Origin of the sequence: Aestuariicoccus sp. MJ-SS9, assembly GCF_032586235.1 — a bacterium.
Classification (GTDB): Bacteria; Pseudomonadota; Alphaproteobacteria; order Rhodobacterales; family Rhodobacteraceae; genus Aestuariicoccus.
In genome coordinates this window covers 68,757-85,280 of sequence record NZ_JAWHTD010000011.1, presented here as the reverse complement: position 1 = coordinate 85,280, position 16,524 = coordinate 68,757, and the positions used below count along the sequence as shown (strand labels likewise).

Below are 16,524 nucleotides of genomic sequence, written 5' to 3'. Positions count from 1 at the left end.
ATGATGTCCAAAGATGAGTGACGATCCTTACAAGATACTGGGGGTGTCCAAGTCGGACTCGCAGGAGGCCATCAAAAAGGCCTACCGCCGGCTGGCCAAGACCCTGCACCCCGACCTGAACCCCGACGACCCAGCCAAGCAGGCCGAATTCCAGGCGGTCGCGGCCGCCTACGACCTCTTGGGCGACCCCGGAAAGCGCCGCCGCTTTGACGCGGGCGAGATCGACGCATCGGGCCAGGAACGGCCCGAACGCCAGTTCTACCACCACTACGCCGGGCAGGACGCGGGCGCGCGCTATGACGGGGGCTATGGCCACGGCTACGATCATTGCTTCGGGCCGGGCACGGACGAGGACCTGTCGGACCTCTTCGCGGGGCTCTTCGGCCAGCGCGCCCGGCACGCGGGCGGGGCGCGCGAGGCCCATGCGCGCGGGCCCGATCTGCGGTATCATCTGGATGTCGACTTTCTCGATGCCGCGCGCGGTGCGAAGCGGGCGGTCACGATGCCCGACGGCAAGTCGATCGAGATCGCGGTGCCCGCGGGCATCCGCGACGGGCAGACCCTGCGGCTGCGCGGCAAGGGCGCGCCCGGCATGGGGAACGGCCCGGCGGGCGACGCGCTGGTCACCATCGGCGTCAAACCGCACCCCGTCTTCACCCGCGACGGCGACGACGTCGAGATCGAGCTGCCGATCACCTTCGACGAGGCCGTGCTTGGCGCCAAGGTCGATGTGCCGACCATTTCCGGCCCTGTCTCCATGACCATCCCCAAGGGCGCCTCCTCGGGCCAGCGACTGCGGCTCAAGGGCCGGGGCATCCGGCGCGGCGGCACAGCGGGCGATCAGACCGTCCGGCTGAAGATCGTGCTGCCGAAAGAGATCGACAACGAGATGCGCGCCCTCGCCGAGCGCTGGCGCGAGACGTCCACGTTCGACCCGCGCGCTGACATCAGGAGGGCGACATGAGCCTCGACGAACGCAAAGTCATCGCCCGGATCGAGCGCCTGACCCTGCGCGAGCTGCGGCTCTGGGTCCGCCAGGGCTGGGTCCGCCCCGCCCAGGGCGCGCGCGGCCCGGTCTTCGACGATCTCGACATGGCGCGCCTCAGGCTCCTGTGCGATCTGCGCAAGGACATCGGCCTGCCCGCGGACGCGATGCCGACGGTGCTGACGCTGCTCGACCAGCTGCACCGCACCCGCCGCGACCTGCGCCGCATCTCCGAGGCGGTCGACGCCCAGCCCGCCGAGGTGCGCCGGGCGGTTCTTGCCGCCCTGCGCAACCCTGCGGACGGGGCTGGCGACAGGTGACCCGCCAGCGGGCCTGACCCCACGGCTGGGCCTGCGTTCGCTGGCCGGGACGGCAATCCTGCCAAATTCATTGCCCAAACACCGGCAAACGCCGTACCATCGCCCCCTGACCTTTTTTTCATCGGGGGTTTTTCATGCGCAAACCATTTTCTCTGCTCACCGCCTTCGCCCTGACGGTCACGCCGGTGACCGCCTCTGCACAGGCCCAAAGCTGGCTCGATCTGTTCGACCCGGACCGTATTGCCGAAGGGCTGATCCAATACGGCATCCTGGCAGCCCGCACACAGGTCGACCTGACCTATCAGGCGCTTACCGTGGATATGCTGGCCGGCCGCGCCGTGCTAACCGAGCTCGAGCTTTACCCGCTGCCCGTCTGGGACGACGAGGGGGCCTGCAAGGTCTCTGTCGACCGGGTCGTCCTGACCTCGGCCCCGGCGGGGGACATCGACAACCTGCGGCTCCGCGCCAGCCTTTACGGGGTAAAGACCCACCGGGCCTGCTTTCCGCCGGACAGCTGGCCGATGTTCGCCATGCTCCAGCTTGCCGAACCCTCCGTGCCCCATGCGACGATTTCCGTGGATTACCACATCCCCTCCGCCGGCGCGCGGGTCGGGGCGCATGTGGTCGCCGACGGCCTCATGGCCGTCGATCTGGCAGCGGATTTCGATTACTTCTGGTTCGACGGATCGCAGGATATGGAAGAGCCCGAGCCCGTCGCCTTCCTAAACTCGGCGGTCCTGTCGGTGGAAAACCTCGGCGTCTGGGACAAGGTGTCGAACATCCTGCCTCCGTCCCTGACCGATCCCGCCGCCGCACCCGATGCGGTCACCGGGATGCTGAGCCAGATGCTGACCGACATGAACCGGGCCGGCGCCGAGCCGGGCGATGCGCCGCCCCCGCTAACCGACGCGCAGCAAGGCTTTATCGCGGCGGCGGCCACGGCCTGGGGCGGTTTTCTGGCCGCCCCCCAGCGGCTCGTGCTTGAGACGCAGATCGACCCGGACAACCCGCAATACCTCGATTTCGTCTATTGGGAGGAAGAACCGGCAGAGGTCTTCAACGTTCTCGCGCCGCGCGTCTCGCTGGTGCCGTCGGCGGCGACCAAGGCGCTTCCCGCCGACACCATTCGCCGGGCCCTGTCCGCCGAAGAGACCGACCTGTCGGCAGACGAGAAGCTGACGGTGGGCCGCGCGCTGGTCACCGGCGTCGGCGCGCCGCGCAGCGTCAATGCAGGGATAGGGCTGCTTGTGGGCCTCGCCCGCGACGGCGATATCGCCGCCGCCTCGGCGCTTTCCGAAGCGTTGGAACCGCGCGACCCCAGGAACGCCTATGGCTGGGCTTTGATCGCGGCGGCGAACGGGGCCGAAGGCGCTATGGCGCGGCTCGACCGGCTGGAACGCAGCCTGCCTTTCGCCGACATCCTGAGCGTGCAGGCCGAGGTTCAGGGCGACCGGCCGCATCCTCTCGACCCGCTGGACAGCGTGGCGGCGGTGAAGGCCGAGGCACGCGCCCGGCTGACCGGCACCGGGCAGCCCAGGAATTACATGATCGCGGCCATGTGGGCGATGATCGCCAAGGCCGCCGGGGATGCCGAAGGCTCCGCGCTGCTGGAAGAGATCGACCAGCGCGCCGCCCGCGCGGGCACCGACGCGACCGAGGCCTGGGCCGAGAGCGAGGCGCGCGCCAGCGATCTCGCGATGGAGGCCTGGATCGGTCAGGACCTGCCCGCCCGCTTCGGACGCCAATAGGCCAAGGCCAACGAGGCCCGGGGGCTTTGGCCCCCGGATCGCCCCGGCTTCGAACGCCGTCCCGAGCCACGCAAATCCGGCGCTTTTGCCTTAAGTCAATTCCCCGCCGCGTTCCCGCGTTACCCTTCGACCTCAAGAGCATTCGCAATGGCATCCCGGGGCGGCTTGGCCCCGGCGAGGGGGCGGCATGGCCGGCAACGACCCGACATCAGGCGCGGCGCAGGGGCGCGCCGATCCGCAATCCGGGCAGGACCCGGCGCAATCGCGGGCCGCCCCGGTCGCCAGGTTTCTGGACCCCTCGGGCCAAGCGCTGAAACCGTTGCCCGATTTCGCCGGGGACCGGGCCGCGCTGGTGGCAATGTACACCGCCATGGTGACAACCCGCGCCTTCGACGCGAAGGCCATCGCGCTGCAGCGCACCGGGCGGCTGGGCACCTATGCCTCGAGCCTCGGGCAAGAGGCCGTCGCCGTCGGCACCGCCTGCGCCATGCGCGCCGAGGACGTGTTCCTGCCCTCCTTCCGCGAGCACGGCGCGCAGCTGGTGCGGGGCGTGACGCTGGACGAGCTCTTTCTCTATTGGGGCGGCGACGAGCGCGGCAACGACTATCAAGGCCCGCGCCGGGATTTCCCCGTCTGCATCCCCGTCGCCTCGCAATTTCCCCATGCCGCCGGGGTCGCGCTGGCGATGGTGCAAAAAGGCGAGGCGGGCGTCGCCGTTGCGGTGGGCGGCGACGGCGCGACCTCGAAGGGCGATTTCTACGAGGCGATGAACCTTGTCGGCGCCTGGCGCCTGCCTGCGGTCTTCGTGATCAACAACAACCAATGGGCCATCTCGGTGCGGCGCCGCGACCAGACCGCCGCGCAGACGCTTGCGCAAAAGGCCGTAGCGGCGGGCATCCCGGGCGTCCAGGTGGACGGCAACGACGTCATCGCCGTGCGCGATGCGGTCGGCCACGCCCTGGCGCGGGCGCGCGCGGGCGGCGGCGGGGCGCTGATCGAATGCCAAAGCTACCGGCTGGGCGATCACACCACCGCCGACGACGCCCGCCGCTACCGCGACGACGAAGAGGTGCGCCCGCACTGGAAGGAAGACCCGGTCGCCCGCCTGCGCACCCATCTGACCGAGGCGCAGGGCTGGACCAAGGACGAGGAAGAGGCGCTTTTGCACGACGCACGCGCCGAGGTCGAGGCCGCCGCCGAGCGTTACATCGCGACCGGCCCCGCACCGGCGCGCGCGATGTTCGAAAGCCTCTTCGCGGACATGCCCGAGGATCTAAAAGCACAGGCAAAGGACGCAGGCCATGGCTGAGATGACCATGATCGAGGCGATCCGCACCGCGCTTTCCCGCGCGCTGGAGGACGACCCGGACGTGATCGTCTTTGGCGAGGACGTGGGCATCGACGGCGGCGTCTTTCGCGCCACCGACGGGCTGGTCCAGCGTTATGGCGCTGCCCGCGTCCGCGACACGCCGCTGTCGGAAACCGCGATCGCCGGGGTCGCTGTCGGGGCGGCGGCGCACGGGCTGCGGCCGGTGGCCGAGATCCAGTTCATGGGCTTTCTCTATTCCGCCATCGACCAGCTGGCCAACCATGCCTCGCGGCTACGCAACCGCACGCGGGGGCGGCTGACCTGCCCGATGGTGCTCCGCGCGCCTTACGGCGGCGGCATCAAGGCCCCCGAACACCATTCCGAAAGCATGGAGGCGATGCTGGCCCATATCCCGGGGTTGCGGGTGGTGATCCCCAGCTCTGCCGCGCGGGCCTACGGCCTATTGCTGGCGGCGATCCGCGATCCCGATCCGGTGGTCTTTCTGGAACCCAAGCGCCTTTACCGCGCGGCGCGTGGGGAGGTGACGGACGACGGCGCGGCCCTGCCCCTCGACACCGCGTTTCTTCTGCGCGAGGGCGGCGATGTCACGCTGGTGACCTGGGGCGCGATGGTGACCGAGACGCTCGAGGCCGCCGATGCTTTGGCCGCCGAGGGCGTCGCGGCCGAGGTGATCGACCTTGCCACACTCAAACCCTACGACCGGCGCGCGGTGCGGGCATCGGTCCTGAAAACCGGCCGCTGCGTCATCGTCCACGAGGCCCCGCTGACCGCGGGCTTCGGGGCCGAAGTCGCCGCCGATCTGGCCGAACACGCGCTGACGGCGCTTCTGGCTCCGGTCCGCCGGGTCGCCGGTTACGACACGGTGATGCCCTACCCCCGGCTCGAGGCGCATTACATGCCAACGACCGCGCGCATCCTCGACGCCGTCCGATCCGCGATGACCTTCGCATGAGCGTGTTCACCCTCCCCGACCTGGGCGAAGGCCTGACGGACGCCGAGATCGTCGCCTGGCATGTGTCCGAGGGCGACCGGGTGATGGCGGACCAGCCGCTTTTGTCGGTCGAGACCGACAAGGCGGTGGTCGAGATCCCCGCGCCCGGACCGGGCATCGTGACACGGCTGATCGCGGCGGTCGGCGACATCGTCCCAACCGGCGGCGCGCTTGCCGAGATCGACCCCGAGGCCGGCAAGGACGCAGGCGCCATCGTCGGGGATCTGGGCGCAGCCCGGACACCGGCGGAGCGGCAACCCGCACGCGAAAGGGGCGTCGGCCCAGGGGCAATCGCGCCTGAGAGCGGCCCGGACGCGGGCGATCCCGGCAAGTCGCCGAGACCGGCGGCAAGTCCGGCGGTGCGCAAGCTGGCGCGCGACAAGGGCGTCGATCTGGCCGGGGTCGCGGGCAGCGGCCCCGGCGGCGCGGTCCTCTCGGCCGATGTTCTGGCCGTCGCGCGCGGCCCCGGCGACGCGCTGCGCGGCGCGCGCCGGGCCATGGCGCGGGCGATGGAGCGGTCACGCGCCGCTGTCGTGCCCGCCACGATCATGGATCACGCCGTGATCGACGCCTGGCCCGCCACCGAGGACCCGACCCTGCGCCTGATCCGCGCCGTAACAAGCGCCTGCAGGGACGAGCCCGCGCTCAACGCCTGGTTCGACGGCGACCGCCGTCAGCTCTTCGATCATGTCGATCTGACCATTGCCGTGGACACGCCCGACGGTCTTTTCACCCCGGTCCTGCGCAACGCCGACAGCGACCCGGACATCCGCACGTCGCTGAACCGCCTCAAAGCCGCCGTGCGCGACCGCTCCATCCCGCCCGAGGCGCTGAGGGGCGGCACCTTCACGCTGTCGAATTTCGGCACCCTCGGGGGCACCCATGCGGTGCTGGTCGTCAGCCCGCCGCAGGTCGCCATCCTTGGCGCCGGGCGGATGACCGACCGGGTGATCCTGAAGGGCGGCCAGCCCGTGGCGCAACGCGTGCTGCCGCTGTCGCTGACCTTCGACCACCGCGTCGTCACCGGCGGCGAAGCGGCGCGCTTTCTGGCCGCTCTGCGCGCCGATCTCGAAACCCCGCCACCGCCTTCGGAAGAATAACCGCATGAACGACCCCTTTGCGCTTGCAGACGCGTTTGGCCCCGAAAAGACCGTTTTCGTGCAGAACGCCGCCGCCGGGCTGCGCGCCATCGTCGTGATCGACACCACCGCCGCCGGCCCGTCGATCGGCGGGATCCGCATGGCGCCCGACGTGACGCTTGCAGAATGTAGCCGGCTGGCCCGGGCGATGACCTTCAAGAACGCCGCGGCGGGCCTGCCGCACGGCGGCGGCAAGGCGGTGATCGTCGGCGACCCGAAAGAGCCCGGCAAGGAACGGCTGATCCGCGCCTTCGCCCGCGCCATCGCTGAGCAGGAGGGCTATATCCCCGGCCCCGACATGGGCACCGACGAGACCGCCATGGCCTGGATCCGGGACGAGACCGGGCGCAGCCTCGGCCTGCCTCGGGTGCTGGGCGGCATCCCGCTGGACGAGATCGGCATCACCGGCTTCGGGCTCGGCATCGCCGCCGAGGTCGCCGAGCGCTTTTGCGACATTCGTCTGGACGGGGCGCGGGTCGCCATTCAGGGGTTCGGCGCGGTGGGCAAGCACGCGGCGCGCGCGTTGGCGGAACGCGGCGCGCGGATCGTCGCCTGTTCGGACAGCGGCGGCACCGTCTTCGACGATAAAGGCCTGCCCGTCGACGATCTGATCGCGCTGAAGGCGGCGGGGCAAAGCGTGACCGACCTGCCGGGCGCGACCACGGACCGCGCCGAGCGGACGATCACCGCAGAGTGCGATATCCTGATTCCCGCCGCCCGGCCCGACGTGATCACCGAGGCGAATGCGCCGCACATCAAGGCGCGGCTGGTGCTGGAGGGCGCCAATATCCCGGCCTCGGTGGCCGCCGAACGGCTCTTGCACGACCGGGGCGTTCTGGTGGTGCCGGATTTCATCGCCAACGCGGGCGGTGTGATCTGCGCGTCGGTCGAATACCATGGCGGCACCGAATCCGGCGCGCGCGCCGCCGTGGCCGAGAAGATCGCCGCCAACACGCAAGAGGTGCTGGAGCGCGCGCGCGCCACCGGCGCGATGCCCCGCGCGGCGGCGGACGAGATGGCCGAGGCGCGGGTCCGCGCCGCCATGGCGCTGCGCCGTTTCGGCTGACGCCCCGAGCTTTGGCACTCGGAGCAACCCGCCCGCTCTGGTTGCCGGGGACCGGTCGCTGCGGCACCACCGTCCGATCCCGCATATCGACGACACGTCAGACGCGCTGCACTTTGCCCGTGACGCCGTCTTGCGCCCTCAGGGCCGAGCGGAGGGCCTGCGCGGGGACCGCAGAAGCCGCGCGAGCGCGGCTTCAAGATCCTTCAGCCGGTAGGGTTTGCGGAGGATCGCGGCGCCGGTGTCACGGTCGATGTCGGCCCCCGTGTCGGGACCCAGATTGAAGCCGGTGGTCAGCATGACGCCGATGTCGGGCCGCTCGGTCATCAGATGGCGCGCAAGATCGCGGCCGTTCATCGGCCCCGGCATCGAGATGTCGCTCAGCACGATGCGGATATCGTCATGCGCCTCAAGCCGGGCAAGCGCCTCGGCGGCGTCGGTCACCTCGACCACGCGGTAGCCGATGGCCTCGACCAGTTGGCGCACCGTCTGACGCACCGCCGGATCGTCATCGACCAGCAGCAGGGTCGCGGGCCTGGCGCTGACGCCCGTCGACGGCGGCGTTTCTTCGCGGGGCCGCTCGTCGCTGGCGCGCGGGATATAGAGTTTCACACATGTCCCCCGCCCCGGCCCGCTGTCGAGCGTTACATGCCCGCCAGACCTTTGGAACGCGTCACGGATGCTGAACAATCCCAGGCCGGTGCCCTGCGATTTGGTGGTGAAGAACGGCTCGAACGCCCGGGCCTGCACCTCTTCGGTCATGCCCGCGCCGGTATCGGTGAAGGACAGGCAGACGTAATCGCCGGGCCGCGCGCCCGGGGGGCGGTCGGGGTCGGTCTGCGCCCAGGTCACATTCGAGGTCGCAAGGCTGATCTGCCCGCCATCGGCGGTCGCGTCCCGCGCATTCAGCGCAAGGTTCAGGATCGCATTGTCCAGATCGACCGGATCCACCGAGACCGGCCACAGATCGGCGGCCAGATCGGTGGCGAAGGCGATGCGATCCTCCAGCATCCGGCTGACGATGCCGCTCATCTCTGTGACCAGCGTGTTGAGATTGACCCGTTGCGGATGCGACTCGCTTTCGCCGGCCCAGACCACCAGCCGCTTGATCAGGCTCTTGCCGACCTCGGCGGCCTTCATGGCGGAGGCGAGGAATTTTTCCCCCTCGGCGCTTGTCGTCTTCATCTGCGCCAGCTGAATGTTGTTCATGATCACCAGAAGCTGGTTGTTGAAATCATGCGCGATCGCCCCCGAGAGCCGGCCCACAACCTCGAGCCGCTGCGCCTCCGACAGGCTCTCCATCGCCTGGTGGTGGCTAGTGACGTCGATGGCGGCGCCGAACCATTCGACGATCTCGCCGTTTTCGCCGCGGATCGGAACCGCGCGCGACATCACCCAGGCCAAGCTGCCGTCCTCCCGCCGGATCCTGTGTTCCAGCTCGAACATTTGTTCGGTGCGGATGGCTTTTTGCACGGCCTTGAGGACCATGTCCTGGTCTTCGGGGTCGATGTAGTCGTTCACCCAGCTTTGCCGCGGTTCGGAGGTGTCCATAAGAACGCCCTGCCCGTCCAGCCGTTTCAGAACGCTCCAATCCGGGTTCAGGCTGTAGATCAGTACCGAGCTGGCGTTCACCAGGGCGCGAAGGCGCGCCTCGCTTTTCCGCAAGGCCCTTTCGGCCCGCCGCTGCGCCGAGATATCCCGGATCACCGCCAGCAGGCGGGTGTTCCTGCCGTCGTCAATGCGCGTCACGAACATGTCGAGCACCATGTCCTGCGGATCCGAGGCGCGCTCGATCCGGAGCGGCTGGCCGGTCTCAAGCACGCGGTCGTAATCGTCGTACCACGTCTCGGCCTCGTCGGGGAAATTGTCGCGGATTGACTGGCCGCTCAGATCCGGGATGCCGAACATCTTCTGCATCGCGGGGTTCATCGAGACATAGCGATAGTCGCGCAGCCCGTCGGGGCGCAGCGGCAGGCGTTCGAAGACGCAGACCGCTTCGTCCATCGAATCGACCAGCGCCCTGTGCCGCGTCTCGCTTTCCAGCAGCGACGCCTCGGCGCGCGCCTTTTCGATCGCGGCCCAGATGCGGTCCGCAACGTCCCGCAAGACCGACACCTCTCCGGGCGTCCAGTCCCGCGGCCGCGAGGTGGTCACGCAAAAGGCCCCGACCAACGCCCCTTGCTTGATGAGCGGCACGCCGATGATGGCGACGATGCCAATGCCGAGCAGCGCCGCGCGTTCCGTGCCGGACAAAGCTGAAGAGCCACCGACATCGGTGATAAAAAGGCATTCGCCGCGCCGCAGGCTGTCGATCGACCATTTGAATTCATCCAGCGCATAGTCGCCTGCGAGCGAAGGCACGTCGGTGCGCACGAAATCCCGCATGACCACCCCGGTGCCGGCGGCCTCGTCCAGCTCGACGTAATATCCGCGGTCGACGTCAAGATGCTCGGTCAGAAGACGCGAGGCCTCCTGCGTGATCTCGGAAGGGTCGGCCAGCGCGTTGATCGCATCCGACAGCCCGAGAAGAAGCCGCAGCCGGGCCTCTCCGTCGTGACCGACGCCGTTTCGCGCCCCGTATCCTCCCGCATTTGCAATAATGGGGTCCTCTCTTCCGGCCCGTGCAACGACCGGGCCACTCCATCCGCCGCCCTGAGGGGCCCAAATTTCGCAGACGCCTCCGGTTTGATTTTGCGCCAAGGCGGCGGGCTTGGAAATATGCAAATACGGCTAAGATTTTAGGCCGGTGCGCGGCCCGGTTTCGGCGCCGGCGTCAGATATCGCGTTCGCTGCCGGTGTCGATGACCCCGGCCGCCTCGAAACTCGGCCGGGCCCTCATGCGGTCGTAATAGGCCTCGAGCGCGGTGCCGCGCCACCACTCCGTCAGCCGATGTATCCGGAAACGCGCCAGCGCTGCCGTGGCAAAGCAATCGGCGACCGAATAGGCCGGCCCGGCGATAAAGGGCTGATCCGCGACCGCCGCCGCCATGCGGTCTATCAGCGTCCGGGTCGAGGCCAGATGCGTCTCGATCTCTTCGGGGTTGCGCAAGAGCGCCTGAAACCGCCGGTTGCCCGCGATCCGGCCCTCCAGCAGGTCCGCCATTTCGGGATGCTGCCGAAGAAGCGCCTTCAGCAATTTCCCCCGCGCCACGATCTGCGGCGCGGTGCCGTCCGGATCCAGCCGGTTGCGGTAAAGCAGCACACCGTAATGCGGCGCCATGATGTCCTTCAGCCAGCCCTGCGTGGTGGCGTCCCCCGACAAGTCGGGGCCGTCCATGCTCTGCACCCGGTTCACGATCCGGATGGTGTCGGTGACGACCTTGTTGCCGATCACCAGCGTCGGCACCACGGCCTTGGGATTGAGCGCCACGTACCACGGTTCGAACTGTTCGTTGGTGTCCATGATGTCGACCGGGCGGCGCTGGAACGGCACGGCTTTTTCCACCAGCGCGAGACGCGCCATCTGCGAGCAGATCGACCCGGCGTGATCGTAGAGGATTGGCAGCGACATGGGCCCCAGCCTAGCCCTTTGCCCCTCGAAAATGAAGCCGCTTCGGCGCGGGCAGGCTTGTCTGTACCGCTGCGACGGCTTGAGCCGTATCAAGTCGCGCCACGCGCGAACCGCGTAGGGTCGTTGGGAAAGGAGCGCCGATCCCCATGTGCTGGAGCGTCGAAGCGACCGTTGCGATGACCGCCGTCGGCGGAGCCGCGACCGTGGCCAGCCGGATGCGGGGCCATCCGCCGGCGATCTGGCTGACGCTGGGCTATTTCACCCTGATGGAGGTGTTGCAGCTGGCCGGATACGCCGTCATCGACCAATGCGGCACGCCCGCAAACCGCGCGGTGACGTGGCTGTCCTATCTGCACATCGCCTTTCAGCCGCTCTTCATCAACGCCTTCGCGCTGGAACTGGTGCCCGCACCGGTGCGCGCGCGGGCGCGGGTCTGGGCGCTGGGGGCGGCGGCGCTGGCCACGGCCGTCATGCTGGCGCAGGTCGCGCCGCCGCCGGGGGTCGGCCCCTGCCGCCCGGGCTTTGCGCTTTGTGCCGAGGCGCTCTGCACCGTGTCGGGCGATTGGCACATCGCCTGGAACATTCCCTACAACGGGCTGACGCTGCCGCTTGAGGACGCGCTGGGGATCAGGCCCGCCTTTCCCAGCTACATGATCGCGGTGTTTGTGGTGCCTCTGCTCTACGGAGCCTGGCGGTTCGTGGGGATGCATCTGCTGTCCGGGCCGGTCCTGGCCCATGCGCTGACGGACAATCTCAACGAGATGCCGGCGGTCTGGTGTCTCTTTTCGATCATGATCCTGCTGGTCGCGCTCAGCCCGGCCGTAAGGCGCGTGGCCAGCACGCGGACATGGTGGGGTCGACAGGTGGAGGGCGCGACATGATCTTCAAGAACCGCAAGGAGGCCGGGCAAAGGTTGGCCCAGGCGCTGCCGCCGCTCGATCCCGAAAACACGGTGGTGATCGCCCTTCCAAGGGGCGGTGTGCCCGTGGCGGCCGAGATCTGCCGGGCGCGCGGTCTGCCGCTCGATCTGGTGTTCGTGCGCAAGATCGGCACGCCCGGCCATGCCGAGCTGGCGCTTGGCGCGATCGTCGACGGCCCCGACCCGCTGGTCGAGGTCAACCATCCGCTGGCCCGCAATCTGGGGATCGGCGAAAAGGAGGTGGCCGAGATGGGCCGCGCTCTCTTGCCCGAGATCGCCCGGCGGCGGTCGGCCTATCTGGGCGACAAGGCGCAGCCGGCGCTGTCGGGCAAGACGCTGGTGGTCGTCGACGACGGCGTCGCCACCGGGGCCACCCTGCGCGCCAGCCTGCGGGCCCTGCGCGCGCGCAAGCCCAAGCGCCTGATTGTCGCCCTGCCCATCGGGCCCGAGGACAGCCTGCAAGAGCTCAGGGCCCTCGCCGACGAGGTGATCTGCCTCGAGACGCCCGCGCGGTTCTACGCGGTGGGTCAGGGATACCGCGATTTCTCGCAGACCAGCGATGCCGAGGTGATGCGCCTGATCGACGATCTGGCCCGGCCCACGCCGGACCAAAACGGCTGAGCCTATTCCTTTACGTAGGGTTTGCCGTCCGCCGCAGGCGGGCGCGCGCGGCCCACCAGCCCGGCCACCACGATCATCGTGGCGATATAGGGCGCCATGGCCAGGAACTCTGACGGGATCGGCGTCTGCAACAGCGCCAGCTTCTGCTGCATCGCATCGGCAAAGCCAAAGACCAGCGCCGCGGTCAGCGCGCCGACCGGGTGCCAGCGGCCAAAGATCATCGCCGCCAGCCCGATGAACCCGCGCCCTCCGGTCATGTTCTCGTCGAACCGCCCGACCGAGCCCAGCGTGAACCACGCCCCGCCAAAGCCCGCCACCATCCCCGCCATGGTGACGTTGATATACCGCGTGCGGTAGACGTTGATGCCCAGCGTGTCGGCGGCGCGCGGGTGTTCGCCCACCGCCCGCGCGCGCAGGCCATAGCGGGTGTGAAAGAGGTAATAGGTCGCCACCCCCGCCATGATCAGGGCGCCGTAGACGAATATGTTCTGGTTGAACAGCATCGGACCGATCAGCGGAATGTCCCCCAGCAGGGGGACCTTGATCGGGCGGAACACCGGCGCGTTGTTGAGCGCGCGGTATTCCTGAAACACCTGGCTGCTGACATAGGATGTCAGACCCAGCACGAAGAGGTTGATCACCACCCCGGCGATGATCTGGTCCATCCGGTAAGTCACCACCAGCGCGGCCAGGATAAAGCCGAAGAGCCCGCCCACGGCGACGGCGGCGAACAGCCCGCTGACGCCCCCCAGCACCGATCCGATCAGCGCCCCGGTGAAGGCCCCGGCCAGCAGCATCCCCTCGATGGCGATGTTGACCACGGCGACCCGTTCGCTCAGCACCCCGGCCATGCCGCCCAGGGCAATGGGCACGGCGCGCACCATGGTGGCCTGCATCATGCCGGTCAGCGAAAACGCCTTGCCCGAGGTGGCCCAGACCAAAAGCGCCGCCACCGCCAGGATCAGCCCCGCGGCCAGCGACAGCGACGACCAGCGCGCGCCGCCGCGCAGGAACTGCCGCGCGCCCAGAAAGGCCAGAAGCCCCGTCGCGGCATAAAGAAACGCGCCCGCGGGCACGATGAGGTCGGGCACGAAAAGCGCGTCTCCGGGCCGCGAGATGCGGAAGGTGGCGGGGGCCTCGGCCCCCGGCGCGAACCAGAAGGCCACCGCCGCCGCAAGCGCCAGCAGGATCAGCCCGGTGACCCGCGACTGCCGCGCGGCGCGTGGATCGACCGGGGTGGCCGGGGCGGCATGGGGCGGATCGCTCAGCGCGGTCATGACCCGGCCCTCTTGCGGCGGAAGCCCCAGGGAAAGAGCGCCCGCACCAGCAGCGGGGCCGCGATGAAGACGATGATCAGCGCCTGAATGATGCCGATGAGGTCGATGCTGACGCCCGCCTCGACCTGCATCTGCCGCCCTCCGGCCTCGAGCGCGCCAAAGAGCAGTCCGGCCAGCAGCACGCCCACCGGGTGCGACCGGCCCAGCAGCGCCACCGCGATGGCGTCAAAGCCGATGCCCGCCGAAAACCCCGGCGTGGCGCGGCCCAGCACGCCCATCACCTGATTGGCGCCCGCCAGCCCCGCCAGTGCGCCCGCCAGCCCCATGGCCAGCACGATGATCAGCCCGGCGTTCATGCCCGCATAGCGCGCCGCATCGGGGTTTTCGCCGCTTGCGCGGAACTCGAACCCCAGCTTGGCGCGGAAGAGCAGCCACCAGACCAGAGCCACCGCCAAAAGCGCCAGAAAGACCCCCGCATGTACCCGCAGATTGGGGTCGAGCGCGGTCAGAAGGCGCGGCAGCTCGGCCGCCTCGGGCACGGATTTCGAGATCGGGTCGGCGCGGCCTTCCTTCTGCACGTAAGGCAGCCGCAGCGCGTAATCGAGCAGACGGTAGGAGATGAGATTGAGCATGATGGTCGAGATGACCTCATGCGCGCCGGTGGCCGCGCGCAGATAGCCCGCGATCGAGGCATAGCACGCCCCGGCCAGGGCCCCCGCCAGCAGCGACGCGGGCATCAGGATGACCCCGGGCAGCCCGTCAAAACTGAAGGCGAAGATCACGCAGGCCAGTCCGCCGATCACGATCTGCCCTTCGGCCCCGATGTTGAAAAGCCCCGCGCGAAACCCCAGCGCCAGCCCCAGCCCCGCCAGCACCAGCGGCGTGGCGGCGGTCAGGGTTTCCGACAGCGCGTTCAGCGATCCGACCGAGCCGTGCAGCAACGCCACATAGGATTGCCCGATGGTCGCCAGATCGACCCGGGTCGCCAGCATGGTCAGCGCGCCCAGCGCCAGCGCCGCTATGAAGGCGAAAAGCGGAACGATGATCAGATCCTCGACCTCGGTCCGGCCCAGCAAGCGGCCATGCATGGCCTTGTCCATCGCCGCGCTCATGCCGCCACCCCCGCCATCGCCAGGCCGATCCGGCGTTTGTCGGTATCCTCGGCATAGGCGTCGAACTCGGCCACGACGCGGCCCTTGAACATCACCAGAATGCGGTCTGACAGGGCCAGGATCTCGTCCAGCTCGGACGACACCATCAGGATGCCGTCGCCCTCGTCGCGCGCTGCGATCAGCCGCTCGTGGATATAGACGATAGAGCCCACATCCAGCCCCCGCGTCGGTTGCCCCGCGATCACCAGCCTTGTGTCGCGGCTGAGCTCGCGCGCCACCACCAGCTTTTGCTGGTTGCCGCCCGACAGCGTTCCGGCGGCGGAGGCGACCGACTGGGTGCGCACGTCATAGGCCTCGACCACCTCGGCGGTGCTTTGCCTGACCCGCGCCCAGTCGATGGCGGCCCCGCCGGAAAAGCGCCGGTCGTAATAGCTGTCGAGCACCATGTTCTCGGCCACGGTGAAATTGACGATCAGCCCCCGGCGCTGGCGATCCTCGGGGATATGCGCGATGCCCATGGCGTGGCGCGCGCGAACGCTGGCGTGGGTGATGTCGGTGCCGTCGAAGGTGACGCGGCCCGCCGCCACCGGCCGCAGGCCGGTAAGCGCCTCGATCAGCGCGGACTGGCCGTTGCCCTGCACCCCGGCGATGCCGACGATCTCGCCGCTGCGCACGTTCAGCGACACGTCGTTGACAGCGACCTCGCGGTTGGCGCGCAGAACGGTCAGGCCGCTGACGTCGAGGATCACCTCTTTCGGCGCGAACTCGGCACGCTTGATTCTGAAATCCACGGGGTGGCCCACCATCATCTCGGCCAGATCCTGGCGCGTCATCTGCTTGGGATCGCCCTCGCCCACGATCTTGCCGCGCCGGATCACGCTGATCCGGTCGGCGATTTCCAGAATTTCATTGAGCTTGTGGGTGATAAAGACGAGCGCCTTGCCCGCGTCGCGCAAGGCGCGGACGATCTTGAAGAACTCGTCCACCTCTTGCGGGGTCAGCACCGCGGTGGGCTCGTCCAGGATCAGCACATCGGCCGAGCGGAACAGCACCTTGAGGATCTCGACCCGCTGCTGCACACCCACCGGCAGCGTTTCGACCAGCGCGCCGGGGTCGACATGCAGCCCGTAGCGGTCGCTGATTTCGGCCACCTTGGCGCGGGCGGTCTTGCGGTCGAGATGATCGACCGGGCCCACCGGCTCCTCGCCCAGCACGACGTTTTCGGTGACGGTAAAGACCGGCACCAGCATGAAATGCTGATGCACCATGCCGATGCCTGCGCGGATGGCGTCGCCGGGGCCGTCGAAGACCACCGGCTTGCCATCCAGCACGATCTCGCCCGCCGTGGGCGCATAAAGCCCGCAAAGCACGTTCATCAGCGTTGATTTCCCGGCGCCGTTTTCGCCGAGCAGGCCAAGCACCTCGCCGGGGCGGATCGTCAGGTTGACCGCCTCGTTGGCGACGGTCGCGCCGAACCGTTTGGTGATGTTGCGCAGCTCGGCCTGCAT

14 protein-coding genes are annotated in these 16,524 nt (G+C 68.8%); 9 read left to right on the top strand and 5 right to left on the bottom strand.

The genetic code is table 11. The annotated features are described in order from the left end of the window. Window positions 1-13: 13 nt before the first annotated feature. From RXV88_RS10235 to RXV88_RS10205, 7 genes are all read left to right on the top strand, one after another. Window positions 14-964: a DnaJ C-terminal domain-containing protein gene (locus RXV88_RS10235; protein WP_316292533.1), complete on the top strand. Its 951-nt coding sequence runs from the start codon at window positions 14-16 to the stop codon at window positions 962-964. Then, on the top strand, window positions 961-1,305 hold the full coding sequence (locus RXV88_RS10230; RefSeq protein ID WP_316292532.1) for a MerR family transcriptional regulator: 345 nt from the start codon (window positions 961-963) through the stop codon (window positions 1,303-1,305). The genes RXV88_RS10235 and RXV88_RS10230 overlap by 4 nt, the downstream gene beginning before the upstream one ends. Window positions 1,306-1,439: 134 nt before the next feature. Next, complete coding sequence (locus RXV88_RS10225) at window positions 1,440-3,053, top strand: hypothetical protein (RefSeq protein WP_316292531.1); 1,614 nt, start codon at window positions 1,440-1,442, stop codon at window positions 3,051-3,053. Window positions 3,054-3,240: 187 nt separating this feature from the next. Next, complete coding sequence (gene pdhA / locus RXV88_RS10220; RefSeq protein ID WP_316292529.1) at window positions 3,241-4,362, top strand: pyruvate dehydrogenase (acetyl-transferring) E1 component subunit alpha; 1,122 nt, start codon at window positions 3,241-3,243, stop codon at window positions 4,360-4,362. After that, window positions 4,355-5,335 carry an alpha-ketoacid dehydrogenase subunit beta gene (locus tag RXV88_RS10215; protein ID WP_316292527.1) on the top strand — a complete coding sequence of 327 codons (981 nt, stop codon included), beginning with the start codon at window positions 4,355-4,357 and terminating at the stop codon, window positions 5,333-5,335. Before pdhA ends, RXV88_RS10215 begins: the two co-directional genes overlap by 8 nt. Continuing rightward, the gene (locus RXV88_RS10210; RefSeq protein ID WP_316292526.1) at window positions 5,332-6,474 is read left to right on the top strand and encodes a dihydrolipoamide acetyltransferase family protein; all 1,143 of its coding nucleotides are present in this window, start codon (window positions 5,332-5,334) and stop codon (window positions 6,472-6,474) included. The genes RXV88_RS10215 and RXV88_RS10210 overlap by 4 nt, the downstream gene beginning before the upstream one ends. Before the next feature lie 4 nt (window positions 6,475-6,478). After that, entirely contained in the window at window positions 6,479-7,579 is a 1,101-nt protein-coding gene (locus tag RXV88_RS10205) for a Glu/Leu/Phe/Val dehydrogenase (RefSeq protein WP_316292524.1), read from the top strand. Between the two features lie 138 nt (window positions 7,580-7,717). Here RXV88_RS10205 and RXV88_RS10200 read toward each other — a convergent pair whose 3' ends face one another. Further along, the gene (locus RXV88_RS10200) at window positions 7,718-10,276 is read right to left on the bottom strand and encodes an ATP-binding protein (protein WP_316292523.1); all 2,559 of its coding nucleotides are present in this window, start codon (window positions 10,274-10,276) and stop codon (window positions 7,718-7,720) included. A gap of 73 nt (window positions 10,277-10,349) precedes the next feature. Continuing rightward, window positions 10,350-11,087 (bottom strand): glutathione S-transferase family protein, encoded by a 738-nt coding sequence (locus RXV88_RS10195; protein WP_316292521.1) that lies wholly within the window; start codon window positions 11,085-11,087, stop codon window positions 10,350-10,352. 146 nt (window positions 11,088-11,233) lie between these two features. Here RXV88_RS10195 and RXV88_RS10190 point away from each other — a divergent pair, with 146 nt between their 5' ends. Together RXV88_RS10190 and RXV88_RS10185 are read left to right on the top strand one after the other, a co-directional pair. Further along, the gene (locus RXV88_RS10190; protein ID WP_316292519.1) at window positions 11,234-11,968 is read left to right on the top strand and encodes a DUF5765 domain-containing protein; all 735 of its coding nucleotides are present in this window, start codon (window positions 11,234-11,236) and stop codon (window positions 11,966-11,968) included. After that, window positions 11,965-12,627 (top strand): phosphoribosyltransferase, encoded by a 663-nt coding sequence (locus tag RXV88_RS10185; protein ID WP_316292517.1) that lies wholly within the window; start codon window positions 11,965-11,967, stop codon window positions 12,625-12,627. Before RXV88_RS10190 ends, RXV88_RS10185 begins: the two co-directional genes overlap by 4 nt. Window positions 12,628-12,629: 2 nt before the next feature. On the opposite strand, the gene RXV88_RS10180 is transcribed toward RXV88_RS10185, so the two are convergent. Genes RXV88_RS10180 through RXV88_RS10170 form a run of 3 tightly spaced genes read right to left on the bottom strand, consistent with a single transcriptional unit; the run spans window position 12,630 to window position 16,524 of the window. Then, window positions 12,630-13,904, bottom strand: coding sequence for an ABC transporter permease (locus tag RXV88_RS10180; protein WP_316292515.1), 1,275 nt, complete (start codon window positions 13,902-13,904; stop codon window positions 12,630-12,632). Continuing rightward, window positions 13,901-15,016: an ABC transporter permease gene (locus tag RXV88_RS10175; RefSeq protein ID WP_316292513.1), complete on the bottom strand. Its 1,116-nt coding sequence runs from the start codon at window positions 15,014-15,016 to the stop codon at window positions 13,901-13,903. The genes RXV88_RS10180 and RXV88_RS10175 overlap by 4 nt, the downstream gene beginning before the upstream one ends. Then, window positions 15,013-16,524: an ABC transporter ATP-binding protein gene (locus RXV88_RS10170; protein ID WP_316292512.1), complete on the bottom strand. Its 1,512-nt coding sequence runs from the start codon at window positions 16,522-16,524 to the stop codon at window positions 15,013-15,015. Before RXV88_RS10170 ends, RXV88_RS10175 begins: the two co-directional genes overlap by 4 nt.